The 24,002-nt window shown below is 64.6% G+C and carries 20 protein-coding genes and 2 pseudogenes; 13 read left to right on the top strand and 9 right to left on the bottom strand.

Going from position 1 to position 24,002, the window contains the following annotated elements:
* Nucleotides 1–137: 137 nt before the first annotated feature.
* The 5 genes and pseudogenes from IVB18_RS33300 to IVB18_RS33280 form a co-directional block, all read left to right on the top strand.
* A pseudogene (locus tag IVB18_RS33300) lies at nt 138–656 on the top strand (CHASE3 domain-containing protein); the annotation flags it as partial.
* A 129-nt stretch (nt 657–785) separates the two neighbouring features.
* Nucleotides 786–2,045 (top strand): annotated as a pseudogene (locus IVB18_RS33295) (ATP-binding protein); the annotation flags it as partial.
* Nucleotides 2,042–2,245, top strand: a complete 204-nt coding sequence (locus IVB18_RS33290) for a hypothetical protein (RefSeq protein ID WP_247984552.1) — start codon at nt 2,042–2,044, stop codon at nt 2,243–2,245. The pseudogene IVB18_RS33295 and the gene IVB18_RS33290, both read left to right, overlap by 4 nt.
* Nucleotides 2,246–2,446: 201 nt before the next feature.
* Nucleotides 2,447–4,270 (top strand): caspase family protein, encoded by a 1,824-nt coding sequence (locus IVB18_RS33285; protein ID WP_247984551.1) that lies wholly within the window; start codon nt 2,447–2,449, stop codon nt 4,268–4,270.
* Complete coding sequence (locus tag IVB18_RS33280) at nt 4,270–6,159, top strand: caspase family protein (protein ID WP_247984550.1); 1,890 nt, start codon at nt 4,270–4,272, stop codon at nt 6,157–6,159. The genes IVB18_RS33285 and IVB18_RS33280 overlap by 1 nt, the downstream gene beginning before the upstream one ends.
* A 261-nt stretch (nt 6,160–6,420) precedes the next feature.
* On the opposite strand, the gene IVB18_RS33275 is transcribed toward IVB18_RS33280, so the two are convergent.
* On the bottom strand, nt 6,421–7,593 hold the full coding sequence (locus IVB18_RS33275) for a M20 aminoacylase family protein (RefSeq protein ID WP_247984549.1): 1,173 nt from the start codon (nt 7,591–7,593) through the stop codon (nt 6,421–6,423).
* Between the two features lie 146 nt (nt 7,594–7,739).
* The gene (gene purB, locus IVB18_RS33270; RefSeq protein ID WP_247984548.1) at nt 7,740–9,047 is read right to left on the bottom strand and encodes an adenylosuccinate lyase; all 1,308 of its coding nucleotides are present in this window, start codon (nt 9,045–9,047) and stop codon (nt 7,740–7,742) included.
* A 562-nt stretch (nt 9,048–9,609) separates the two neighbouring features.
* Between purB and IVB18_RS33265 the strand changes: the two genes are divergently transcribed.
* Entirely contained in the window at nt 9,610–10,197 is a 588-nt protein-coding gene (locus IVB18_RS33265) for a TetR family transcriptional regulator (protein ID WP_247984547.1), read from the top strand.
* 148 nt (nt 10,198–10,345) lie between these two features.
* Here IVB18_RS33265 and IVB18_RS33260 read toward each other — a convergent pair whose 3' ends face one another.
* Together IVB18_RS33260 and IVB18_RS33255 are read right to left on the bottom strand one after the other, a co-directional pair.
* Nucleotides 10,346–10,999 carry a response regulator transcription factor gene (locus tag IVB18_RS33260; protein ID WP_247984546.1) on the bottom strand — a complete coding sequence of 218 codons (654 nt, stop codon included), beginning with the start codon at nt 10,997–10,999 and terminating at the stop codon, nt 10,346–10,348.
* A 7-nt stretch (nt 11,000–11,006) separates the two neighbouring features.
* The gene (locus IVB18_RS33255) at nt 11,007–12,377 is read right to left on the bottom strand and encodes a histidine kinase (RefSeq protein WP_247984545.1); all 1,371 of its coding nucleotides are present in this window, start codon (nt 12,375–12,377) and stop codon (nt 11,007–11,009) included.
* A gap of 179 nt (nt 12,378–12,556) precedes the next feature.
* Here IVB18_RS33255 and IVB18_RS33250 point away from each other — a divergent pair, with 179 nt between their 5' ends.
* The 5 genes from IVB18_RS33250 (at nt 12,557) to IVB18_RS33230 (ending at nt 16,890) form a co-directional block, all read left to right on the top strand.
* Nucleotides 12,557–13,327, top strand: a complete 771-nt coding sequence (locus tag IVB18_RS33250; RefSeq protein ID WP_247984544.1) for a MotA/TolQ/ExbB proton channel family protein — start codon at nt 12,557–12,559, stop codon at nt 13,325–13,327.
* The gene (locus IVB18_RS33245; protein ID WP_247984543.1) at nt 13,324–13,995 is read left to right on the top strand and encodes a hypothetical protein; all 672 of its coding nucleotides are present in this window, start codon (nt 13,324–13,326) and stop codon (nt 13,993–13,995) included. The genes IVB18_RS33250 and IVB18_RS33245 overlap by 4 nt, the downstream gene beginning before the upstream one ends.
* On the top strand, nt 13,988–14,593 hold the full coding sequence (locus IVB18_RS33240; RefSeq protein WP_247984542.1) for a hypothetical protein: 606 nt from the start codon (nt 13,988–13,990) through the stop codon (nt 14,591–14,593). The genes IVB18_RS33245 and IVB18_RS33240 overlap by 8 nt, the downstream gene beginning before the upstream one ends.
* A 117-nt stretch (nt 14,594–14,710) precedes the next feature.
* Entirely contained in the window at nt 14,711–15,451 is a 741-nt protein-coding gene (locus IVB18_RS33235) for a metallophosphoesterase family protein (protein WP_247984541.1), read from the top strand.
* A gap of 5 nt (nt 15,452–15,456) precedes the next feature.
* On the top strand, nt 15,457–16,890 hold the full coding sequence (locus IVB18_RS33230) for a bifunctional serine/threonine-protein kinase/universal stress protein (RefSeq protein WP_247984540.1): 1,434 nt from the start codon (nt 15,457–15,459) through the stop codon (nt 16,888–16,890).
* Nucleotides 16,891–16,896: 6 nt separating this feature from the next.
* Here the strand turns inward: IVB18_RS33230 and IVB18_RS33225 are convergent, their stop codons facing one another.
* The 3 genes from IVB18_RS33225 to rpe form a co-directional block, all read right to left on the bottom strand.
* A complete protein-coding gene (locus IVB18_RS33225; RefSeq protein ID WP_247984539.1) occupies nt 16,897–17,088 on the bottom strand; it encodes a hypothetical protein in 192 nt (63 codons plus the stop codon).
* Between the two features lie 24 nt (nt 17,089–17,112).
* Complete coding sequence (locus tag IVB18_RS33220) at nt 17,113–17,292, bottom strand: hypothetical protein (RefSeq protein ID WP_247984538.1); 180 nt, start codon at nt 17,290–17,292, stop codon at nt 17,113–17,115.
* A gap of 288 nt (nt 17,293–17,580) precedes the next feature.
* Entirely contained in the window at nt 17,581–18,282 is a 702-nt protein-coding gene (gene rpe / locus IVB18_RS33215; protein ID WP_247984537.1) for a ribulose-phosphate 3-epimerase, read from the bottom strand.
* Nucleotides 18,283–18,531: 249 nt separating this feature from the next.
* Here rpe and IVB18_RS33210 point away from each other — a divergent pair, with 249 nt between their 5' ends.
* Nucleotides 18,532–19,347, top strand: coding sequence for an EF-hand domain-containing protein (locus tag IVB18_RS33210; protein WP_247984536.1), 816 nt, complete (start codon nt 18,532–18,534; stop codon nt 19,345–19,347).
* Between the two features lie 148 nt (nt 19,348–19,495).
* Here IVB18_RS33210 and IVB18_RS33205 read toward each other — a convergent pair whose 3' ends face one another.
* On the bottom strand, nt 19,496–20,491 hold the full coding sequence (locus IVB18_RS33205; protein ID WP_247984535.1) for a P1 family peptidase: 996 nt from the start codon (nt 20,489–20,491) through the stop codon (nt 19,496–19,498).
* Nucleotides 20,492–20,553: 62 nt separating this feature from the next.
* Nucleotides 20,554–23,364, bottom strand: a complete 2,811-nt coding sequence (locus IVB18_RS33200; protein ID WP_247984534.1) for a PAS domain S-box protein — start codon at nt 23,362–23,364, stop codon at nt 20,554–20,556.
* Nucleotides 23,365–23,603: 239 nt separating this feature from the next.
* Here IVB18_RS33200 and IVB18_RS33195 point away from each other — a divergent pair, with 239 nt between their 5' ends.
* Nucleotides 23,604–23,990, top strand: a complete 387-nt coding sequence (locus IVB18_RS33195; protein ID WP_247984533.1) for a response regulator — start codon at nt 23,604–23,606, stop codon at nt 23,988–23,990.
* The last annotated feature ends 12 nt before the right edge of the window (nt 23,991–24,002 follow it).

Genomic DNA, 24,002 nt, shown 5'->3' with positions numbered 1-24,002 from the left:
CATTCACGACACGTGAGCGGGGCCGCCCCCTGCGACATCGTGGCCCTCGCCAGACGACTTACGGGGTCCGAAGCCGATGTAACCTAGTCAGGTTCCCGGCTCACCCATGCGGGCCTATCCATGCTATCATCCTAGCAATGCTCTGGCCTTGGCACCAGAAGACGCGCCGGTCACGCGAGCATGACCCTAGGCAAATGTCAGCCCCTGCTCCGGCCCTGTCTTTGCGATGGTTTGCTCGTCCGCTGATCCTTGCGGTCGCAGTGCTTGTGACCCTGTTTGCCGCGACCAGCTTCCTCGGCCTGCAATATTGGCAGGAGCGGCAAGCAGCTCATCACTTCACCGAGCATAGCCGCCAGGTACTCGAAACGCTCGATCGGCTGCGGGCGATCGTCGCGGAACTGGAGACCGAAAGGCGCGGGTTTCTCATGACCCTCGACCCCGCCTATCTCAAGGCCTACGGCGTCTCTGACGAAAGTGTACGGCGGGAGGCTCAGGCGCTGCAGACGCTGGTCGCGGACGATCCGTTGCAGGGCCTTCGGGCCGGACATCTGGCACTGACCGTTGCAGCAACGCTGCGCGAGATCGACGAGCTGCTGAAGACGGCCGGCTCGTCCGGGCTGGCCGCGCTGGCAATGATCCGCAGCATGGACGAGATCCGCTCGCAAATCGACCAGATGGTGGATCACGAGCGCTTTCGGCTCGCCGGCCGGGAGGCGCACGCCGAAGCATTCGAGCAACGCTGGACCTGGCTGATCGCCGGCGCCGTTGTCCTCGTCGTCGCGCTGGCCGGAGCGGCGCTGGCGCTCGCGCGGCTCGAAGCGAAACAGCGGAGAAAGGCGACCGAGGAGAACATCCAGCTCCACAGTGATCTTGCAGCACGAGATATCAAGATCAGGCGCCTGTTCGATGCCAACATCATCGGCATCATCATCTGGGAAGTCGAGGGGCGCATTCTCGAGGCCAACGATGCATTCCTGCGCATCGTGGGATACGACCGGGAAGATCTCACCTCAGGGCGCCTGCATCGGACCGACCTCACGCCGCCGGAATGGCGCGACCGCGACTTGCATACCGTGGCGGAATTGAAGCGGGTCGGGACGGCCCAACCATTCGAGAAGGAGTATGTGCGGAAGGACGGAAGCCGTGTGCCCGTACTGATCGGCGGGACCATGTTTGGAGAAGGTGCGGATAAAGGCGTCGGCTTTGTCCTTGATCTGACGGCTCTCAAGCGGGCGGAAGCCGAATCCCGCGAACACGAGCGGCGCTACCGTGAAGCCCTGATGGAACTCGCGCACGCAAATCGCGTCACCACGATGGGGCAACTAACCGCTTCGATTGCCCATGAAGTCAACCAGCCGATCGCCGCGATAGTGGCGAACGCCGAGGCCGGGTTGAATTGGCTGGAGGCTCAACCGCCAAATCTGGAGCGGGTTCGACAGTCGTTCGACTGGATCACCAGTGACGGCATGCGAGCCGGCGATATCATCGGTCGGATCCGGGCGCTCATCAGGAATGCTCCCCCGCAAAAGGAGAATCTGGAGATCAATCAGGCGGTGCTTGACGTCATCGCTCTGACCCGTAGCGAAGCGTTCAAGAACGGCGTCTCGGTGCGAACGCAACTCGCCGAAGGCTTGCCGCCCGTTCAGGCAGATCGGGTTCAACTTCAGCAAGTGATGCTCAACCTGATTGTCAACGCGGTCGAGGCAATGGCCGCGGTCGGCGAGGGGGGACGCGAGTTGCTGATCAGCACCGGTCGGGATGCATCGAACGGCGTGCACGTCACTTTGCGGGATTCCGGTCCGGGACTGGATAAGAATGTAGAGCGCCTGTTCGAAGCCTTCTACACCACCAAGCCCACAGGCATGGGGATGGGCCTCGCCATCTGCCGCTCGATCATCGAGGCGCATGGTGGGCAAATGTGGGCCGGCGCAAACGAGCCTCGGGGTGCCGTCTTCCAGTTCACCCTGCCTCTCGCGTCAGATCAGACCACATCTCGCCTGATGAGGGCGGGTGAGCCAGCGGGTCTACGCTCCGCGGCCCAATGACGACGAACTCAGCGATACCCGCGCCGCTCGCCGAGCGCCGCATCGATTGCAAGGTCAAGATCGGCGCCCATGGCAGCCACGGCTCGATTGCCACCGTGACGCTTGCGAACCTGCCGGTGGACCAACGCGAGGTGGTAGCGGATGAGGTGCACACGCTGCTTGTGCCATTCGTGATGCGGCACGAAGTGGTGCACATGTAGGCAACCTAACTAAAGAGCCTCAGGCCTTGGGCTCATCTCGACTGAGGGGTGACGCTTCGCCGCACTGAAAATAAAGCCGTCCAAGCCGCTTATGTGACAGACATCACATCGGAAGAATTGGCAATTGGGCGATGGTCCGAATAGTCTCGTGGAATTGCATCCGGGGGGACGCAAGTGATTCCGTTTCGGCTATTTGTTTTGTTGATTTTTGCCATTGGCTTTTCCTGCGGACCGGCACATGCCGATCGGCGGGTCGCGCTCGTGATCGGCAATTCCGCCTACAAGAGCGCGCCCAAGCTCGGCAATCCGGTGAACGATGCCACCCTGGTCGGCGGCATGTTCAAGAAGGCCGGTTTCGATTCCGTGGACGTCAGGCTGGATCTCAGTGCCAGTGAGATGCGGCGCATGTTGCGCGAGTTTGCCGGCAGGACGCGTGACGCCGATGTGGCGGTCATCTACTACGCCGGCCACGGCATCGAGCTCGAAGGCACCAACTATCTCATTCCGACCGACGCGACGCTGGAGACGGATGGCGACGTGCTCGACGAGACCATTCCGGTGGAACGCGCGCTGTTCGCGGTGGAGCCTGCCAAGCAGCTGCGCCTGATCATCCTGGACGCCTGCCGCGACAATCCGTTTTCCAAGACCATGAAGCGCACGTTGGCCTCGCGCGCGATCGGGCGCGGGCTCGCCAAGGTCGAGCCGACCAGCCCCAACACCATGATTGCCTTCGCGGCGAAGGCGGGATCGACGGCGTCCGATGGCGATGCCAGGAACAGTCCGTTCGCGACCGCGCTGGTCGAACATCTGCCGAAGCCCGGCCTCGACCTGCGCAAGGCCTTCGGCTTCGTGCGCGACGACGTGCTGAAGAACACCGGCTACAAGCAGGAGCCGTTCGTCTACGGCTCGCTGGGCGGCGATGACGTGGCCCTGGTGCCGGCAAAGCCAGCCGCGACAGGGCCGCAGGCCAATCCGCAAGATGCCATTCGCAGGGATTACGAGCTCGCGCTCCAGCTCGCGACGCGCGACGGCTGGGAAGCGTTTCTGGCGCAATATCCCGACGGCTTCTACGCCAACCTGGCCAAGGGCCAATTGAACAAGATCGCCGCTGAAGAGACGCGCGCGTCGGCCGAGCAGAAGGCGAATGCGGCCGAGCAGCAGAAGGCAAGGCTTATTGCCGAACGCGCCCAGAAGGCCGAGCAGGACAAGGCGGCTGCGGCGGCCAAGGCCGCCGAAGAGGCGCGGATCGCGGCGGAGAAGCAGAAGCAGATCGAGCAGGCGAGGACTGAGGCGGCCGAGCAGCAGCGCAAGGTGGCCGAGGCCGCCGCCGCAAAAGCGCAGGCCGAGAAACAGGCGGCGGAGAAGGCCAGGGTCGAGCTTGCCGCGAGACAAGCTGCGGAGAAGGCGTCAGTCGAGCAGACCGCCAAGCAGGCAGCCGATCGGCAGATACCCGAGGCCGGGAGCCAAAAAGTGGCTGCCCTCGCGCCTGCGCCGACATCCAATTTGTCGGCAACTGATCTGGCGAAATCCGTGCAGAGCGAATTGCGCCGCGTCGGCTGCCTGTCTGCCGCCGCCGACGGCGACTGGAGCGCCGCATCGCAGCGCTCGCTGACGCTGTTCAACAAATATGCCGGCACCCAGCTCGACGCGAAGCTCGCCAGCGTCGACGCACTCGATGCGCTGAAAACGAAGCCGGGACGGGTCTGCCCGCTCGTATGCAATTTCGGCTTCAAGGCCGACGGCGATCAATGCGCGAAGATCACGTGCCGGGCCGGTTACCGCGTCGGTGACGATAACGAGTGCGAGAAGATTCAGGAGAAGAAGCCCGTCGCAACGCGCGATGATTCGAGGAAGCGCGACCAGGACCGCAAGGATGCGGAGTCCACGGCGCCGAAGTCGCAGGCCTCCGGACAGATGATCTGTAACGGCGCCGGGTGCAGGCCGATCGCCAAGGGATGCCGGCTCGGGACGACTAGTCATCCCTCCAATCCCAGCTATAAAATACCAGCCGAAATCTGCAACTGATGACGAAGCATAACATTCGGACTTCCACCATCGGGCTCAGCGCTCTTATTTTTGTTATTCTTGCAAGCTGCCTCGGCTGCAGCCCGGCTCTCGCCGACAAGCGGGTGGCGCTCGTCATCGGCAATTCCGCCTACAAGAGCGCGCCAAAACTTGCCAATCCGGTGAGCGACGCGGCCTTGATCGGCGGCATGTTGAAGAAGGCGGGATTCGACACGGTTGACGTCAGGCAGGACTTGAACGCGCCCGAAATGCGCAAGGCGCTGCGCGAGTTCGGCGCGCGGACGCGAGATGCCGATGTCGCGATCATCTACTACGCCGGCCATGGCCTCGAGGTGGACGGCACCAACTACCTGATCCCGATCGATGCCGCTCTCGACACCGACACCGACGTCTACGACGAGGCGTTGCCGATTGATCGCGTGCTGGTGAGCATCGAGCCTGCCAAACAGCTTCGGCTGGTCATTCTCGATGCCTGTCGCGACAATCCCTTTGCCAAGTCGATGAAGCGCACAGTGGCCTCGCGCGCAATCGGGCGCGGCCTTGCCAAGGTCGAGCCGACCAGCCCGAACACGATGATCGCGTTCGCGGCCAAGGCCGGCTCGACGGCTTCGGACGGCGATGCGAAGAACAGCCCGTTTGCCACGGCGCTTGCGGACCACCTGCCCAAGCCTGGTCTGGACCTGCGCAAGGCGTTCGGCTTCGTGCGCGATGATGTGCTGAGGAGCACCGCGAACAAGCAGGAACCCTTCGTGTACGGCTCGCTTGGCGGCGATGACGTGCCGCTGGTTCCTGCCAAGCCGGTCGCAACCGGTCCGCAGGCAAATCCCCAATCGGAACTCAGGCGAGACTACGAACTCGCGCTCCAACTCGGCACGCGGGACGGTTGGGAAGCGTTTCTGGCGCAATATCCCGACGGCTTCTATGCCAACCTGGCCAAGGGCCAGTTGAACAAGATCGGCGCCGAAGAGACGCGCGCGTCGGCCGAGCAGAAGGCGAAGGCGGCGGAGCAGGAAAAGACAAAGCTCATTGCAGAACGGGCCCAGAAGGCAGAGCAGGACAAGGCGGCTGCGGCGGCCAAGGCCGCCGAAGAGGCGCGGATCGCGGCGGAGAAGCAGAAGCAGATCGAGCAGGCGAGGGCTGAGGCGGCCGAGCAGCAGCGCAAGGTGGCCGAGGCCGCCGCGGCTAAAGCGCAGGCCGAGAAACAGGCGGCGGAGAAGGCCAGGGTCGAGCTCGCCGCCAGACAAGCTGCGGAGAAGGCGTCAGCCGAGCAGACCGCCAAGCAGACAGCCGATCGGCAGATGCCCGAGGTCGGGAGCCAGAAAGTGGCTGCCCTCGCGCCTGCGCCGACATCCAATTTGTCGGCAGCTGATCTGGCGAAATCCATGCAGAATGAATTGCGCCGCGTCGGTTGTCTTGCCTCGGCTGTGGACGGTGAATGGAATTCGGCCGCACAGCGCTCGTTGACGTTGTTCAACAAATATGCCGGCACCCAGTTCGACGCGAAGCTCGCGAGCGTCGACGCACTCGATGCGCTGAAAGCGAAGCCGGGACGGGTCTGCCCTCTCGTATGCAATTTCGGCTTCAAGGCCGACGGCGATCAATGCGCGAAGATCACGTGCCGCGCCGGTTATCACGTCGGTGACGATAACGAGTGCGAGAAGATTCAGGAGAAGAAGCCCGTCGCAACGCGCGAGGATTCGAGGAGGCGCGACGCAGAGCGAAAGGCGACCGAATCTTCGCCGTCCAAGCCGGAGGCGAGTGGGCAGATCTTTTGCAGCTCGGCGGGCTGTCGCCCGGTGCAAAAAGGATGTCGGCTCGTCAACGGGCTTATCCCCGGAAGGGCCGCCTCAAACGCTGCCGCCGGTGGGTCCTACGAGGTGTGCAACTAGCGAGTGAGTGAGGATGGGTTAGCGTAGAGGCTAGGCAAGTATTCATTGCGGCGGCCGCGTCGTAGAACATCGTTCTTATCGCGTGGGCCCAAGGCGACTTTGATGGAATTTCCTGACTGCCTCCTCGTACAACAACGGATAATTTTCTACAGCATTGAAGATGCATTGGATACTTGCCCAGCCTCGTAGCGTAACCCACCACTTTACTGTCCCCGCGGATAAATTTGGTGGGTTACGCCTTCGGCTAACCCACGTACGATTTCAGCCCGCCGGCATCGTCGTCTCGATCAAGCGCACCCAGAACGACGCGCCGTGGCCGAGGATGTTGTCGTTGAAGACGTAGGCCGGGTGATGGCACTCGTTGCCGTCGCCCATGCCCACCAGGATCATCGCGCCAGGGCGCGCTTCCAGCATGAACGAAAAGTCCTCGGCGCCCATCATCGGAATGAACTTCTCGTTGACGCGATCGGCGCCGACGATATCGCGGGCGACACCGGCGGCAACGCCCGCTTCGCGCGCGTGGTTCATCGTCACCGGATACATGCGGGTGTACTTGGTCTCGGCCGAGCCGCCATAGGCCCGCGCCACGCTGTCGGCGACCTCAGTGATGCGGCGCTCGACGAGATCGCGGACCTCAGGATCGAGCGTGCGCACGGTGCCGCCGAGTTCGGCGGTCTCGGGGATGATGTTGAAGGCCGTGCCCGAATGGAATTGCGTGATCGAGATGACCGCCGACTTCAGCGGATCCACGTTGCGGGCGACGATCGACTGCAGCGCGTTGACGATCTGTGACCCGATCAGCACGCTGTCGATCGCCTTGTGCGGGCCGGCACCGGCATGGCCGCCCTTGCCGTGAACGGTGATCTGGATGTTGTCGGAGGAGGCGAGCATCGCGCCCGGCGTGGTTGCGAAATGACCTTCGGGCAGGCCCGGCATGTTGTGCATGCCGTAGACCTCCTGGATGTTCCAGCGCGTCATCAGGCCGTCCTCGACCATCGCCTTGCCGCCGCCACCGCCTTCCTCGGCCGGCTGGAAGATCACCACGGCCGTGCCGTCGAAATTGCGCGTTTCGGCGAGATATTTTGCGGCTCCCAGCAGCATCGCGGTGTGGCCGTCATGGCCGCAGGCGTGCATCTTGCCGGGGACCTTTGAAGCATAAGGCACGCCGGAGGTCTCCATGATCGGCAGCGCGTCCATGTCGGCACGGAGGCCGATGGTCTTGCCGGAAGCCGATTTGCGGCCGCGGATCACGCCGACCACGCCGGTGCGGCCGATGCCCGTGACCACCTCGTCGCAGCCGAACTCGCGCAGCTTGTCGGCGACGATGCCGGCGGTGCGGTGGACTTCGTAGAGCAGCTCCGGGTTCTCGTGGAAGTCATGGCGCCAGGCGGCCATTTCGTCGGAGAGGGCGGCGATACGATTGACGATGGGCATGATGGATCCGCTTGTTGAGGGTTCTGTTGTCATTCCGGGACGATGCGAAGCATCGAACCCGGAATCCGGAGATTGCGGCGCGAGATTCCGGGTTCACGCTTCGCGTGCCCCATTGCGCACTCGCGCAATGTGGAATGACGAAGATGTTAGCTCTCCCCGAACACCCGCTTGAAGATCGTGTCGACGTGCTTGAGGTGATAGCCGAGGTCGAACTGCTCCTCGATCTCGGCATCGCTGAGATACTTCTTCACCTCGGCGTCCTGCTTCAGGAGCTGGAGGAAGTCGCCTTCACCGCGCCAGACCGGCATGGCGTTGCGCTGCACGAGCTTGTAGGCGTCCTCGCGGCTCGCGCCCTTCTGGGTCAGCGCCAGCAGCACGCGCTGCGAATGCACGAGGCCGCCGAGGCGGTCGAGATTCTTCTGCATGTTGGCGGGATAGACCAGCAGCTTGTCGATCAGGCCGGCGAGGCGCACCAGTGCGAAGTCGAGCGTCACGGTGGCATCCGGTCCCATCATGCGCTCGGCGGAGGAGTGCGAGATGTCGCGCTCGTGCCAGAGCACGACGTTCTCCAGCGCCGGCGTCACATAGGCGCGGACCATGCGGGAGAGGCCGGTGAGGTTTTCCGACAGCACCGGATTGCGCTTGTGCGGCATTGCGGAGGAGCCCTTCTGCCCCTCGGAGAAGAACTCTTCGGCTTCCAGCACCTCGGTGCGCTGCATGTGGCGGATCTCCACCGCGAGACGCTCCACTGAGGAGGCGATCACGCCAAGCGTCGAAAAATACATCGCGTGGCGGTCGCGCGGGATCACCTGGGTCGAGATCGGCTCGGGCACGAGCCCCATCGCTTTCGCCACATGCTCTTCGACGCGCGGATCGATCTGCGCGAAGGTGCCGACGGCACCGGAGATCGCGCAGGTCGCGACCTCCTTCCGCGCCGCGATCAGCCGCTCCTTGGCGCGCGAGAATTCGGCGTAGGCATAGGCGAGCTTGAGGCCGAACGTCACCGGCTCGGCATGGATGCCGTGGCTGCGGCCGATCGTCGGCGTCATCTTGTGCTCGAAAGCGCGCTTCTTTAGCGCCGCCAGCACCTTGTCGAGGTCGGCGAGCAGGAGGTCGGCGGCGCGGGTGAGCTGGACGTTGAGGCAGGTGTCGAGCACGTCTGAGGAGGTCATGCCCTGGTGCACGAAGCGCGCTTCGGGGCCGACGATCTCGGCGAGGTGGGTCAGGAAGGCGATGACGTCGTGCTTGGTCTCGCGCTCGATCTCGTCGATGCGGGCGACGTCGAAGCTGGCATTACGGGCTTTGTCCCAGACCGTCTTGGCTGCCTGTTTCGGGATCGTCCCGAGCTCGGCCAGCGCGTCCGCCGCATGGGCCTCGATCTCGAACCAGATCTTGAACCGCGTCTGCGGCTCCCAGATCGAAGCCATTTCCGGACGGGTGTAGCGGGGGATCATCTGACGGCTCCAAGAGTTGGGCGGGGCGCCCCAGGGGACGCGGCTCCAGCCAAAATGCTTTTTACGCTGCGATTTAGCAGAGCGGGCAGGGCGAAACAAACAGCGCCCACAAAGGTAGTGGGGGATGAGCGGGGCAGTTCACCGGACCGGCCCTCCTGTCTGAAGCCGCTCGGGCTCAGAAATTAACTATCAGTCACGGTTCTTTGACTGACAGATATTGAAATCTGTCATCAAGACGTGTATATCCCTTTTCGGACGCTTCGATTGGGCGTCCCGCGGCCACCCCCGGAAGTCCCGACGTCCGAAACAAATGCGGATCGAGGGACGAAATTGAAGAGAGGGGCCCGTGGACGAATGGAGACTTACGACAATGACGACCGAAATCATCAATTTGACCGGGACGATTGGGCATTGGCTCAATTTACTGGTGGCGCGCCAGATCGCGGCGCAGGCTGCAAAACTGCCTCATTAAGACGAGAGCTTTCCGAAACGACCGGCAGGGGCGCTTCGGAAGCAGCTCCAACGCCGGGCAACTGAGCCTCAACGGGAACATGGTGCTGGCATGAATGAAGCCGTTATCTTGACGCCGGAGCGGATCCTCGAAGTCACCGAGGATGTGTTGCGGCGCTACGGCCTCGCCAAGGCCACCGTGGTCGACGTTGCCCGTGCGCTCGATGTGAGCCACGGCAGCGTCTATCGCCATTTCCCGAGCAAGGCCTCGCTGCGCGAAGCTGTCGCCAAGCGCTGGCTGGACCGCATCGATGGTCCGCTGCGCCAGATCGCCGAGGGGCAAGGCCCGGCACCGGTGCGGCTCGACCGCTGGCTTCGCACGCTGTTCGCCGCCAAGCGTTCGCGCGTTCTCGACGACCCCGAGATGTTCGAGACCTATCTGACGCTGGCGCGCGAGGCCTGCGCAGCCGTCAGGTGTCACAAGGACACCATGATCGACCAGATCTCGGCGATCCTGTCCGACGGTGTGAAGCAGGGCGTGTTCGAGGTGAACGACGTCAAGACCACCGCCCGCGCCATCTTCGATGCCACCGTCCGCTTCCACCATCCGGCCCATGCCGACGAATGGAAGGACGCCGATCTGCCGGCGCGCGTCGATGCGACGCTGGCGCTGCTGCTGCGTGGGTTGAAAGCGGCTTGAGATTCTGACCTTCTCCGTCATGCCCGGGCTTGTCCCGGGCATCCACGTTCTTAAGCACCATTTTGGTGGAGGCGCGTGGATGGCCGGGTCAAGCCCGGCCACGACGATGTGGAAATGGCTGCGCCAAATCGCTGCGTCGGAGGTCTAGCTAAATCTTCGTTAGCCCGCAGCTTGCCGCCAGCCGCACGAGCTGCGCGTCCGTGCGCGCGCCGGTCTTGGTCTTGATCAGATAGTGATAGTTCTGGACCGTCTTCACACTCAGATTGAGATGTGAGGCGATCTGTTCGGTCGTGGCGCCGCCGGCGAATTGCCGTAAAATCTCGATCTCGCGCTCGCCCAATTGATCCAGCGCCGAGCCGCTCGGCGACAGGCTGTCCTCGGCCAAAATATGCGCGATGTCGTCGCTCATGGCGCGCTCGCCGCGCGCGACACTGCGGATCGCGTTGACGACGGCGGAGGGTTCGCTGCTCTTGGTGACGAAGCCGTTGGCCCCGGCGTTGAAAGCGGCTTTCACCAGCACGGCCTCGTTATGCATGGTGAAGACGAGGATGCGCGCGCGCGGATTGCGGGCGCGGATGTTGCGGATCGCTTCCAGCCCGCTGGCGCCGGGCATCGAGATGTCCATCACGATGACGTCGGGATCATGCGCCTTGAAGGCACCGTAGGCATCCGCGGCGTTGTCGGCTTCCGCCACGACATGAAGATCGCCCTGGCTTTCCAGCACGCGCCGGTAGCCCTGGCGGACGATCGGGTGATCGTCGACCAGCAGCACGGAGATGCCTGTTGCCGCGACCTCGCTCATGTCGGCCTCATGCGGCGAGCGGGATGGTGGCGGCGACGCTAAGGCCGCGCGCAGCGGGTAGGATCGACAGCGATCCGCCGGCGGCGGCGATGCGCTCTCGGATACCGGTGAGGCCGAAGCCGGCAGACTGCGCCACGCGCGCCGCATCGCCGCCGCCATCGTCCTCGACGCGAATGAGAAGCGCATCGTCCTCGCCCGCGCGCCGCTCGACGCGCAAGGAAATCTCGCGCGCCCCGCTGTGGCGTACTGCGTTGGTCAGGCATTCCTGGGCGACGCGATAGGCGGTGGTGGCGGCCGGGCCGATGACGTCGGTGAAGTCGCCCTTGAGATCGAGCTGGATTGTCGGCTGCGTGGCGCTCTGCGAGCGCCAGCTGTCGACGAGATTGACGAGGCTCACCTCCAGCCCGAGCTCCTCGGGTAGCGGATTGCGCAGGCGCTTCAGCGCATCGCGCAGCGACGTCATCAAATGATGGGTGGCCTGCGAAATCATGCGCGCGTCCTGCGCGATGCCGTTATCCTTGTTCTCCTTCGCGCCCGCCGTCTCGATCGTGTTGGCGAAGGCGAGGATCGCGGAGAGATTTTGCCCGAACTCGTCGTGCAGCTCGCGGGCGAGCGCGCGCCGCTCGTCATCGCGGATCTCGATCAGGCGCCGCGTCAGGGCCGCGCGCTGCTCGGTTGCCTCCTCCAGCCGGCCTCCGAGCGCGTCGACGGCGGTGCCGATCATCGCAAGTTCCATGGAGCGGAAGCGCGGAAGTTTCGTGCGGTACTGCCCGCGCGCCATGCGCTGCAGCGCAGTCACGATCGTGCGCGCCGGCGCCAGCGCGTGCGCGATTGCAAGCGAAGCCAGCAGCGCGATCGCCGCTGCCATCAAAAGCGCAACGTCGATCACGTTGAGGATGTACTCCCAGGCGAGCGAGATCGCGGCCGTGGCATCGGGTGTCGCAAGGACCGTGCCGGCGGCTGCGGCGCGGGGACTGACGGGCCGCACCACCTCGGCGTGGCTGCCAAGGAAGGTCGGCACGATGGAGGCAAACCAGCGCGGTGGCGCCTTGCCGATGCCCTGGCTCTGGCCGCAGAGCGGCTTTTCGAAAGCGGTCGCCGGCTGGAACTCGACGCAGACCCCCGGCGAGATCAGCTTCATCGTTTCCAGCGTGCGCCAGTCAGGAATAGGTAGCAGATGCTCGCGCGTTCTGCTGCTGCGCAACAGGAGCTCGTGCCAGTACAGCGCCTGAAGCGCCTGCGCGACCCGCTGAGCGGAGGCCGCAGTCGCCCGGTCGACACTGCGATAGGCCTCGAACGTGGCCCATACCGTCGCGGCACCAAGGCACAGCGCGACGATGAGGAGCAGACGGGCGACAAGCTGAAGCACAAGGCGCATGCGATCACCCCAAAGTTTGGTAAGGTCAGACTAACAACGCCGTCGCGCCTTGCCAATTGCGGGGATCGGCAGGATCGCTGCTCGGGCAAATTTCCCAAGCCGGATTGGGCATGGCTCTTTGGACCGGGCGCGGCGGCTTTGATCTAATGGGTGAGGAATCAGGCCGGGAGCAGTGCAGCATGAGTTCGATGACGATTGGACCGATCACGGGCACTGCTGCCGACCCATCCGAGCGCAGCGCGCTCCTGTTCTGGATGATCTTCACCGGGCTGTCCGTCTTCGCCGTCTTCCTGCTGTGGCGCTTCGGGCTGATCCGTCTGATGTTATCGTCGGATCGGACCTACATTTCGAGCGTGATTGCGCTCCTTTATGTCATCACCTGCGGTCACTGCTTCCTGCGGACGCGGGCGATTGCCCGTGAAGGCGCAGCGGCGCGGCGCTGCCGCGCGGTGCTCGCGGCTCCCGACGGCAGCAAGGCGCTCGATGCGAGCGCGACGACACTGCCGCGCGGGCTGGTGCGGGATCATATCGGGAGTCTGGTGACCAAGGCCACGGCACAGGACTACCGGCCGGTCGACCAGACGCTGCTGCTGCGAACGCTCGCCGACCGCCTGCGCGGGTCGAACGGGTTCGGTGCCTTCGTCTCCGACACGCTGATGAAGCTCGGCCTGCTCGGCACCATCGTCGGCTTCATCATCATGCTGGCGCCGATCGCGGGGCTCGACGCGGCCGACAAGGTCGCGATGCGCTCATCGATGGGGCTGATGAGCGACGGCATGGCGGTCGCGATGTACACGACGCTCGCGGGCCTCGTCGGCTCGATCCTGGTCCGCATTCAATACTACATGCTGGATGCCGCGACCCAGCGGGTGTTCTCCGACGCGGTGGTCCTGACCGAGACCTACGTCACGCCGGCTCTGGAACGCAGGCGTCCGGGAACGCCGTCATGATGGATGATTTCGGCCTCTATCCGCGCGAGGAGTCGTTCGATCCGCTGGGCGTGATGTTGTTCAAGGCGCTCCAGGTGATCGCCTTCCTGTTCTTCCTCGCGTTGCTCGCGGTGTCGCCGGACGCCAAGGAGGGCAAGATCGATTCCAAGGCCGAGTTCATAATCACGCTGGACTGGCCGGACAACCACCCCGACGATCTCGACCTGTTCGTGCAGGATCCCGTGGGCAATATCGCCTGGTATCGCCACCGCGAGGCCGGCTTCCTCACGCTCGACCGCGACGATCGGGGCGGGGCCAACGACTTCATCATGGTCAACGGCAAGAAGATCGCTTCGCCCATCCGCGAGGAGATCGTCACCGTGCGCGGCATCGTCGCCGGCGAATATACCGTCAACGTCTCGCATTTCGTGGCAACGACGGGCGAGCCGGTTTCGGCCAATGTGAAGGTGCAGAAGCTCAATCCGACCGCGCAGGTGATTTTCGACAACAAATTCACGCTCGATCACACCGGCGACGAGAAGACCGCGGTGCGGTTCCGGCTCGATCCCGAGGGCAAGGTCGTCAATGTGGACCAGCGGCCGAAATCGCTGCTGGAGACGTTCCGCAGCAGTTGGCGCAACGGCGCCGATCTCGACGCGAAGACGGGGGCGAGGGTGCGCCGTGAGTAATTTGCAAACGGTTATCCTCACGCTGTCGGTCGCCTACGCCGTCATTGGCGCGCTGTTGCTGGTCGTGCTGGTCTATGCGCGCCTTCACTGGTCGCTGAAGGCGATCGCGGTGGTCGTGACCAGCGCCTTCTATGTCGTCAGCTTCACGGAAATGCGTGGACTGCTCGGCTGGGCAAGCGCGGAACGCCTGCCGGCCTCCTTCAAGCTGCTGCAGTCCCGCATTGTCGAGCCGCATTCGCTGGAGGGTGATTCCGGCTCGATCTATCTGTGGGTCGAGGAGCTCGATGAGGACAACCGCCCGAGCGGCATCCCCCGGGCCTTTCGCATGCCCTACAACGACAGGGTGGCCGACAAGACCCACGCGGCGCAAAACGAGATCGCGGCGGGGCATCTGCAAGGCGGGCGCGCCGCCGATTTCGGCGGCGGCGACGGCAGCCTCATCGACGTGGTCCGGGAATATGTGACGCCCAAGACGATCATGGAGACGAGCGGCGGCGATTCCTCGACGGGTGAGTTCATCGCTCCGCCGGCCGGCGCGCAGGGTGCCCTGTTCACGCCGCTGCCGCCGCCCCGGATGCCGCCCAAGGACGAGCAATAGGCTCTTCGCCATCGCGGCAGAGGCGCGCTGGAAAACGGGCCCGCGCTGGCGCATCCTGTTGACCTCCCTCAATTTGGCCTTATCGGCTTTCGATAAGAACTTGAGGGTGGAGGGTGCGTGCTCCTAGCTGTCTTCTCGGATATCCATGGCAACCGGCAGGCATTCGAGGCCTGCCTGAAGGTGGCCCGCGCGAGGGGCGCGGAGCGGTTCGTCCTGCTCGGCGACTTCGTCGGCTATGGCGCAGATCCCGAATGGGTGGTGGATACCGCGATGGGGCTGGTCAAGGACGGCGCCATTGCCGTGCGCGGCAACCATGACGAAGCGGTCGGCACGGCCACCGAGACCATGAATGCCGAAGCGCAGGTCGCGATCGAATGGACTCGCGGGCGACTCGACGTGGCGCAGCGGCGCTTCCTGGCCGAGCTGCCGATGGCCGTGCAGGAGACGGAACGTCTTTACGTTCATTCGGAAGCTTCGCAGCCGTCGCGCTGGAACTATGTCCGCTCTACGGCGGATGCTGCCAAGAGCCTGATCTCGACGCCCGTCCACGTCACCTTCTGCGGCCACATCCACCGTCCCGCGCTCTATTCGATGTCGGTGACGGCGAAGATGACAAGCTTCGTGCCCAAGACCGATGTCTCGGTGCAGCTCCTGCGCGGGCGGCAATGGCTTGCCGTGCTTGGCGCAGTCGGGCAGCCGCGCGACGGCGATCCGTCCGCCGCTTTCGTGCTGTTCGACACGGTTTCGTGCGAGATCACCTATTGCCGCGTGCCCTATGATGTCGCGAGCGCGGCGACCAAGATCCGTGAAAATGGCCTGCCGCCTTGGCTGGCCGACCGGCTGTCGCAGGGACGCTGACGGCGATGCCGAAACCTCTGGTCAAGCCCGGCGCGGTGATCGACGGCTACACCATCGGCGAATGCGTCCACGCCGGCGGCATGGCGACGCTGTGGACCGTGACCTATCCCGGCATCGACGTGCCGCTGCTGATGAAGATCCCGCGGGTGTCGGAGGGCGAGGACCCGGTGGCGATCGTCTCCTTCGAGATGGAGATGATGATCCTGCCACGGCTGGCAGGGCCCCACGTGCCGTCCTGTTTCGGCACCGGCGATTTCGCCCACCAGGCCCATGTCGTGATCGAGCGGATTTCGGGGACCACGCTCTACAAGCGACTGCCCGACCTGCCGTTGCCTTACGAGGAGGCGCGGCTGCTGGTTGCGAAGATCGCGGCCGCGCTTGCCGATCTGCACCGGCAGAACGTGATCCATCACGACATCAAGCCGAGCAGCATCATGTTCCGCGATAGCGGCGAGGCGGTGCTGATCGACTATGGTTTGTCGCACCACAACCACCTGCCGGACCTGTTGCAAGAGGAGTTTCGCCTGCCTTACGGCACCGCGCCCTACATGGCGCCGGAACGGCTGTCAGGGGTGCGCGACGATCCGCGCAGCGATCTGTTTTCGCTCGGCGTCCTGCTCTATTTCTTCACGACGGGCGAGCGGCCGTTCGGTGAAGGCGAGACACTGCGCGCGATGCGGAGGAGGCTGTGGCGCGATCCGCATCCGCCGCGCAAGCTGCGCGCGGACTATCCGCCTTGGCTCCAGGAGGTGGTGCTGCGATGCCTGGAGATCGAGCCGGTCTGGCGCTATCCGACCGCGTCACAGCTCGCGTTCGATCTTACTCATCCCGACCAGGTCAGGCTCACCGCGCGCTCGGAGCGGATGAAGCGCGATCCGCTCAGCGTCGCGTGGCGGCGCCGCTTCAACCAGGGTGTCATGCAGCCGCGCGCGAAGTCGGATGTCGCAGAGCAGATCGCCTCGAGTCCGATACTTGCGGTCGCGCTCGACACCGTGGAAGGCGCGCCGGAGCTGAACGAGGCGTTGCGCATGACGACGGAGCGCATCCTCGCCACGCTGCCGTCAGCCCGGCTCGCCTGCGTCAACGTGCTCAAGCTCAACCGTATCGCGCTCGACCGCACGCTGGACGAGCAGGGCTCCAACAAGCATATCGACCGCCTGGTGGCGCTCCGCCATTGGGCGACGCCTCTGAAGCTGGACGAGAGCCGGCTGTCGGTTCATGTGCTGGAGGCGGTCGATCCCGCCGCCGCACTATTGGAATTCGCCGAGGTCAACCAGGTCGACCACGTCATCATCGGTGCGCGGCAGGGCTCGTTCCGGCGCACGCTGCTCGGCAGCGTTTCGGCCAAGGTGGCCTCCGAGGCGACCTGCACCGTCACCGTGGTGCGGCCGCCGCGGATGGCTGCGGATGCGGCTGATGCCGGCGACGCGGCTCGGTAGGCGAAATCAGGCCGCGTGGGCAGTGTGGACGGAGCGCTTGCGGCGGATGGGCCAGGAGAACCGCGGGCCGGGCTCGCTGTGCTCAGCATGGCCGCCGAAGAACTGGATGATCTCGCGGCAGGGCTCGCAGTTGAAGAGGTTGCGCGACGCGGTTGCCTTGGTCATTTCCTTCAGGCAGTTCGGGCAGTGCGGTTTCATGGGGCGTTCCGGAAAAAGGAATTCTCAGTGCCGGCGCGGCGCGTGCCACGGATGGTCCAGGTCCGAATTGTCGAACCCGGCATCGTCGATCGGTGCGCCATCGGCGTGCTCGAGGCGGCCGAAGAAATAGTCGAGGTTCGGATGTGGGCGGCGCGGGATACGGCACCTGCGCTTCGGCTGACGTTTCACGATGGCGACCTGCATGGCATCAACCCCGGCGAAGTCGAGAGTGAGTGATGCGGGCAGAACGTGCCGTGACCTTTACCGGTCCGGCTGATGGACCGAACACAACAAATGCACTGAAACCAAGCCACAACGCCACGCCAGTCCAAACCAGGGTCGTCGTCATGATGCGCTCCCGTCAAAAGCAGGCGAGATCACTTGCGGTGATTTGCGCGAATCAGGGAAGCCCGGATGAGTACGGATTCAGGTTGCAATTTTAGGCATTGCGCGCCGCAACAAGAGCCGCAGTTTTCGCCGGCTTGATGCGGCTCAGATCGCTTCGCCGCGGGCGCCTGCGGCAGCGTTGCGGATCGCGGCGATGTTGGTCTTGTAGGCCTCCATCGTGCCGCCCCTGAACACGGAGGTGCCGGCGACGAAGGCGTTGGCGCCGGCTGCGGCCAGCGCGCCGGCGACGTCGGGACCGACGCCACCGTCGACCTCGATGTCGATCGGCCGGCCTGCGGTCATCGCGCGGATGTCGCGGATCTTGCCGATCGCGGAGGGGATGAAGGCCTGGCCGCCGAAGCCTGGATTGACCGACATCACCAGCACGAGGTCGATCAGGTCGAGGACGTATTCGAGCGTGCTGATCGGTGTTCCCGGATTGAGCGAGACGCCGGCCTTCTTGCCGAGCGCGCGGATCGCCTGGAGCGACCGGTGCAGATGCGGACCGGCTTCCGCATGCACTGTGATGTGGTCGCAGCCCGCTTTCGCAAAGGCCTCGAGATAGGGGTCGCAGGGCGAGATCATGAGATGCGCGTCGAAGATCTTCTTCGTGTGCGGGCGCATCGCCTTGATGACGTCGGGGCCATAGGAAATGTTCGGGACGAAATGCCCGTCCATCACGTCGAGATGGAGCCAGTCGGCGCCGGCGGCGTCCACCGCGCGCACCTCTTCGCCGAGCCTGGAGAAATCCGAGGCCAGGATCGAGGGCGCAATTGCCAGGGGGCGGGGGGCGAAGGCTTGGGTCATGGCGCTGTTTCCCGTGGCGGCCGTGAGAATGGGCCTCGCCTAACATGGGCCTTGGCGTCGGGCAATGCAGGGGAGGCGTGCTTCCTGTGGGCGGAAATTTCTGCCGTCTGCGGCATGAATTGCCGGTGTTCCCAAGCTGCGCGAGGCGCGAGGGAAGCGGATTTCATTGAGCTTTTCGCGCTGGCACGACGCTTGCTGACCATCCGACGAACATTCGTCGCGGCATGCCGCATCGGTTGGAGTTGTGCAATGTTGTTTGCCCTCGGTGCCGTAGGCAGTGCGCTCGACGCGCTGCAGTCGCTGACGAGCTCGAAATCCTCGTCGACGCAGAAGACGCAGAAGACCGGCTCCTCGCAAGGAGCGACCAACCCGTTCGCGATCGACAGCGGCAGCAGCAGCACCTCCAGCAGCGCGACCTCGACGGCCAGTTCCGGCAATTGTCCACCAATTTCGCCGGAGACAATGAGCGCGCTGATCGCCGCGCAAAGCCAGTCGTCGGACAGCGCGAGCAGCACCACCAACGCGACCTCGTCGAGCTCTACTTCGACCTCGGCATCAACATCCACATCCACGAGCCGCGAGGACGCGCTGAAGGACCTGTTCTCGCAGATCGATGCAGACGGCGACGGCAAGATCACCAAGTCCGAATTCGAGGACGCGCTCGGCGCCGGCGGCACCAATTTGGCGCAGGCCGACGACGTGTTCTCGAAGCTGGATTCCAATTCCGACAGCAGCGTCAGCCTCGACGAGATGTCGAAGGCGCTGAAGAGCGGTCATCACGGCCACCACCAGGCCCAGGGCGCGGACGACGCGTCCGGCAGCGGTTCGGACTCCTCGTCGCAAGCGGGCGGCGGGTCGACCTCGACCACCACGACCGGCGCCGACGGCGCGACCACCACCACCGTCACCTATGCCGACGGCTTCAAGATGTCGACGACGGTCCCGGGTGCCTCCAACGCTTCAGGCGCCGGCAATTCGCCTTACAACTGGTTCGAGCAGATGATGCAGCGCCAGGCGCAGGCCTCGTCGGGGTCCGCGGCTTCTTCGATGTCGATGAGCGTGTGACGCAGGGTCGCTCGCTACGCAAATGACGGTGTCATGCCCCGCGTAAGCGCGGCATCCCGTACGCCGCGGCTTCTCGGTCCAATCACTGCTGTCTCTGGAATGCTGGATCGCCCGGTCTTCGCCGGGCGATGACCCGTGACGTGCGGCGCTAACCGAACCGATCCCTCCACGCCGGCAGCGCGCCGGTGAACGGCAGCGCCGTCGCGCTGAAAACGCCACGCGCGATAGCGCGTGCGACCACGTTGGCCGCGACCATGCCGAGCTCGGTGAGCTCGACCAGTGGCTCGATCGGCTTCTCGCAGGTGGCCGCGGCGAACAGCACGTCGCCGTCGAGCGGGGCGTGCACCGGATAGATCGCCCGGGCAAACCCGGTCTGGGCGATCATCGCGAGCCGCTTGGCCTGCACCTTGGTCAGGATGGCGTCGGTGACGACGAGGCCGATCGTGGTGTTCTCGCCCGCGCTTGCGGCAGGGCCGCCCTTGATCCGCATCGCCAGCATGTCCGGCGTGAACTTGTCCGGCAGGCCGCGCCCGCCGAATTCGCCGTTCTCCTCGAACGGCGCGGCCCAGAACCAGGGACCGGCGCCGACGGTGACACTGCCGACCGCGTTGACGACCATGATCGCTGCGACCTTGACGCCGTTGCGCATCGTCGCCGAGGCCGACCCGATCCCGCCCTTGAAGGTGGCCGTGGTGGCGCCGAGGCCCGCGCCGACGCTGCCGAGCGCCAAGTCGGTGCCGGCAGCCGCAGCCGCGGCGTAGCCGAGATCGCGATAGGGCGAGAAGCGGCCCCAGGCCTTGTCGCCGCCATTGAGCAGGTCGAACACGATGGCGCCCGGCACGACCGGGATCACGGCCTCCCGGATCCTGAAGCCGCGGCCCTGTTCGGCGAGCCAGGCCTGGACGCCGCCGCCGGCATCGAGCCCGAAGGCGGAGCCGCCCGACAGGGTGATCGCGTCGATCCGCTCGACCGTGTTGGCGACGTCGAGCAACGAGACCTCGCGGGTGCCGGGCCCGCCGCCGCGGATGTCGATCGCAGCGACCGCCGGGGAATCGAAGATGATCGCAGTCGTGCCCGAGGCGAGTTTCGCATCGCCGGCATGGCCGACGCGGACGCCGGCAATATCAGTGACGAGGTTTTTCAAGGACGGCACTCCATGCGCTGCAAGCGATTGGCCTGAAGCGATAGCGCACGCTTGCCACGGGCTCAACTGGCGAGCGCCGTCCTGAGCATTTTGGCGAGCTCGGACTTGCGGTAGGGCTTTGCCAGCAGCAGCACGCCGGAATCGAGCCGGCCGTGATGGACGATGGCGTTCTCCGTGTAGCCCGAGGTGAACAGCGTTTTCAGATCGGGGCGGCGCCGCGCCGCCTCGTCGGCAAGCTGGCGGCCGTTCATGGCGCCCGGCATGATGATGTCGGTGAAGAGCAGGTCGATCCCGGCGTCGGCATCGATGATGATGAGGGCTTCGGCCGCATTGGCGGCTTCGAGCGCGGCATAGCCGAGGCTCTTGATCTGGGTCACGACATACTGCCGCACCAGCGCGTCGTCCTCGACGATCAGGATTTTCTCGTCACCGCCGGTGACGGGCACGTTCTGGAGCACCTCGAACTCGGTCTCCTGCACGCCGGTGGAGCGCGGCAGGTAGATCTTCACGCTCGTGCCGTGGCCTTCCTCGCTGTAGATCTTGATGTGGCCGCCGGACTGCTTGACGAAGCCGAACACCATGCTGAGCCCGAGGCCCGTGCCCTTGCCGACCTCCTTGGTGGTGAAGAAGGGATCGAACACCCGGTCGATCAGATCGGCCGGGATTCCGGCCCCGGTGTCGCTCACCGCGATCATGACGTAGTTGCCGGGGGTGATGTCGACATTCATGCTGGCATAGCCGTCGTCGAGAAAAATGTTGCGCGTCTCCAGCACCAGCGTGCCGCCATCAGGCATGGCGTCTCGCGCGTTCAGCGCGAGATTGAGGATCGCGGCGGTGAGCTGGTTCGGATCGACCAGCGCCGGCCAGGCATCTTCGGTGAGCTGCGGCGTGATGGTGATCTGCTCGCCGAGGGTGGGATGCAACAGCTTGGCGGCCTCGAGCGCCAGCGCATTGACGTCGATCTCGCGTGGCTGGAGCGGCTGCTTTCGGGCGAAGGCGAGCAGATGCTTGGTCAGTTGCGCGCCGCGCTCGGCGGCATCGTCGATCAGCCTGGTGATGGCGGCGAGCTCGGGCCGGTCGGCGACGGCGTCCGCCAGGATGCCGATCGTGCCGGTGATGACGGTGAGCACGTTGTTGAAGTCGTGGGCGACGCCGCCGGTCAACTGGCCGATGGCGTCCATCTTCTGGACTTGCCTGAACTGGGCCTCGGCGGCCTGCTTGTCGGTCAGGTCGCGCCCGATGAAGAAATGGCGTTTCACCGGCTCCGACCAGGTGCCCATCCAGTTCAGCGTGACCTCGTGACCATCGTAGTGGTAGTAGCGCGCCTCGAAGCTGCGCTTGATCTGGCCGCGGCGCGCCGCGCGCATCTCGTTGCGCGTCCTTTCGAGATCGTCGGGATGGATGAACTCCGTCGCGCTGTGTCCGATCATGTCGTCCGGGCTGAAGCCGAGGATGTCCTTCGCGCTAGGGCTGACCTGGACGAAATTGCCGAAGCCGTCGGTGACCAGGATCAGGTCCTGCGAGGTCTCGAAGATGCGCTGGCGCTCCTCGATCTCCCGGCGCAGCTTCTCCCTGGACTGCTTCTCTTCCGTGATGTCATGCGCGATCTTGGAGACGCCAATGATCTCGCCGCGGTCGGATCTAAGTGGAGAAATATTCAGGACGACGTCAAGCGGGCGGCCGTCCTTTCGGATTCGGACCGTCTCATGCTGGGCGATCGTCTCGTTGCTGGCGATCCGGTTGAGGATACCCCTGACTTCATCCCTTCGATCCTGCGGGACGATGATGTCGATCGGCTGGCCGACCGCGTCCTCGGCGGAATAGCCGAACAGATGTTCGGCGGCCTTGTTCCAGCCGGTGATGATGCCGTCGAGCGTCTTCGTGATGATGGCATCGTTCGAAGACTCGACGACGGCGCCGTACAGGGCCAGGCGCTTGCCGTAATAGTCGCGCTCCGAGGCCGATTGCTGACGCAGCTTGCCGACAAGCCCCACCGTGTGCGCCTGGAGGCGGACGTTTTCGATCAGCAGCACCGCGAGCACGAAGCTCGACGCGCCGAGACCGTAGAGCCGACCGGCGTAGAAGCCGAGATCGAAGCGGGCGACGTTGACAATCGCGGACAGCGCAATATCGAACAGCCAGGCGCACATCACGACCATGAGCCAGACGTCGATCACCGAATGCGGTTTGCGGAACCACAGCGAGACAAGCGCGGCGAAGCTCAGCGACCAAACGAAGGACACGACACCGATCATGGCCGGCGTGTAACGGCCGTCGCGCAGCAGGACCGGTAGGAGATCGTGCTGGGCGGTGACGAGCCAGGTGAAGACGGCTATTGCCGCGACGACGCCGAGCGCGCTGGCGTAGATCGCGTTGCTTGTCGCGCCCCGGATCCTGACGCCGCCGTCGCTCTCCTTCAGCCAGGCATAGGCCAGAACGAAGATCGGGAAGCCGCCGTGCCAGATCATGTAGAGCCAGACGGTGGTCTGCGGTCCGGCGCCCAACAATCCGGTCGGCGTGAAAAGGCCGGGGAAGGTGAGGGCATGGGCCAGCGCTGCCGCAGCGGTGAACAGATAGCCGGTCGCGAGCAGTAGCAGCGCCCGCGTCCGCAAGACCGTAAACTGCGCCAGCAGCAGCACCGCTGTGACGATGTCGCTGACCGCGAGGGCGGATTGATAGCTCGCCACAAACGCGGGCACGGGCAGGAGCGGGGTACCGGCGAAGGGAACGGCAAGCGCAAAAAGGACCGCGGAAACGCCGACAATCGCCGTTGCTGCGGTGCGGTCTGTCCGGGTGGCCGGCAACGTCGAAAGAAATATGCCTCGATCGGTCGTCCCCGGCACGCCCACTTCTCGCAGGTCGGTCTTGCGCATCTCCGCCAATCTTATTCGGTCAATAGTTTTGCGTCCATGGTAGCCCGTTCCGGGCAGTCGTTGTGATGGAACCCGCTCCGACTCAACCGAAGGTTACAGATTACTTAATTTTGGTGAGAACGCGGAATAGGGATCGGGTAAGATGCGCTTTACTGAACGGTGCAATAATGCCCTTCCGCCGCGGCAGGTTCCAGGTTTGAATCAGGTGATTTGATCTCAATATCCGGGAGTTGTTTCCCATGCCCCGCATTCTCATCATCGATGACCAGAAGGACGTTCGCGCAATGTTTGCGATCGTGCTCCGGGTCAACCGTTATGAGGTCGTGGAGGCCGACGGCGGCGCGGCCGGGCTGAGAGCCTTCACCGAGGCCTCCTTCGACGCGGCGATCGTGGACATCTTCCTCGGCGACATCAGCGGCGTCGATGTCATTGCGACCCTGCGCGAGCGCGCGCCAGCGCTTCCGGTCGTTGCAGTGTCCGGCATGATGGCGCTCGATTTCATGGAGCAGTCGCCCCATCTCGCCGGCGTAGTCTGCCTGCAAAAGCCGTTTCGGCCGAACGATCTCCTGCAAGCGCTTCGGAAGGCGCAGGCCGCCACAGGCGGCGAGCTGCCGGCGGCGGTCTGACCGTGCCGCCGC

Origin of the sequence: Bradyrhizobium sp. 186 (assembly GCF_023101685.1) — a bacterium.
Classification (GTDB): Bacteria; Pseudomonadota; Alphaproteobacteria; order Rhizobiales; family Xanthobacteraceae; genus Bradyrhizobium.
The sequence above is the reverse complement of the archived record's forward strand: the minus strand, read 5'-3'. Positions and strand labels throughout refer to the sequence as shown.

Bases quoted from the DNA above. Each gene is read 5' to 3' on its own strand.
- IVB18_RS33290 (WP_247984552.1), top strand. From the start codon at position 2,042: ATGACGACGAACTCAGCGATACCCGCGCCGCTCGCCGAGCGCCGCATC.
- IVB18_RS33280 (WP_247984550.1), top strand. From the start codon at position 4,270: ATGACGAAGCATAACATTCGGACTTCCACCATCGGGCTCAGCGCTCTT.
- IVB18_RS33275 (WP_247984549.1), bottom strand. From the start codon at position 7,593: ATGCCCATCGTCAATCGTATCGCCGCCCTCTCCGACGAAATGGCCGCC.
- purB (WP_247984548.1), bottom strand. From the start codon at position 9,047: ATGATCCCCCGCTACACCCGTCCGGAAATGGCTTCGATCTGGGAGCCG.
- IVB18_RS33265 (WP_247984547.1), top strand. From the start codon at position 9,610: ATGAATGAAGCCGTTATCTTGACGCCGGAGCGGATCCTCGAAGTCACC.
- IVB18_RS33260 (WP_247984546.1), bottom strand. From the start codon at position 10,999: ATGAGCGAGGTCGCGGCAACAGGCATCTCCGTGCTGCTGGTCGACGAT.
- IVB18_RS33255 (WP_247984545.1), bottom strand. From the start codon at position 12,377: ATGCGCCTTGTGCTTCAGCTTGTCGCCCGTCTGCTCCTCATCGTCGCG.
- IVB18_RS33250 (WP_247984544.1), top strand. From the start codon at position 12,557: ATGAGTTCGATGACGATTGGACCGATCACGGGCACTGCTGCCGACCCA.
- IVB18_RS33245 (WP_247984543.1), top strand. From the start codon at position 13,324: ATGATGGATGATTTCGGCCTCTATCCGCGCGAGGAGTCGTTCGATCCG.
- IVB18_RS33230 (WP_247984540.1), top strand. From the start codon at position 15,457: ATGCCGAAACCTCTGGTCAAGCCCGGCGCGGTGATCGACGGCTACACC.
- IVB18_RS33225 (WP_247984539.1), bottom strand. From the start codon at position 17,088: ATGAAACCGCACTGCCCGAACTGCCTGAAGGAAATGACCAAGGCAACC.
- IVB18_RS33220 (WP_247984538.1), bottom strand. From the start codon at position 17,292: ATGCAGGTCGCCATCGTGAAACGTCAGCCGAAGCGCAGGTGCCGTATC.
- rpe (WP_247984537.1), bottom strand. From the start codon at position 18,282: ATGACCCAAGCCTTCGCCCCCCGCCCCCTGGCAATTGCGCCCTCGATC.
- IVB18_RS33210 (WP_247984536.1), top strand. From the start codon at position 18,532: ATGTTGTTTGCCCTCGGTGCCGTAGGCAGTGCGCTCGACGCGCTGCAG.
- IVB18_RS33200 (WP_247984534.1), bottom strand. From the start codon at position 23,364: ATGCGCAAGACCGACCTGCGAGAAGTGGGCGTGCCGGGGACGACCGAT.
- IVB18_RS33195 (WP_247984533.1), top strand. From the start codon at position 23,604: ATGCCCCGCATTCTCATCATCGATGACCAGAAGGACGTTCGCGCAATG.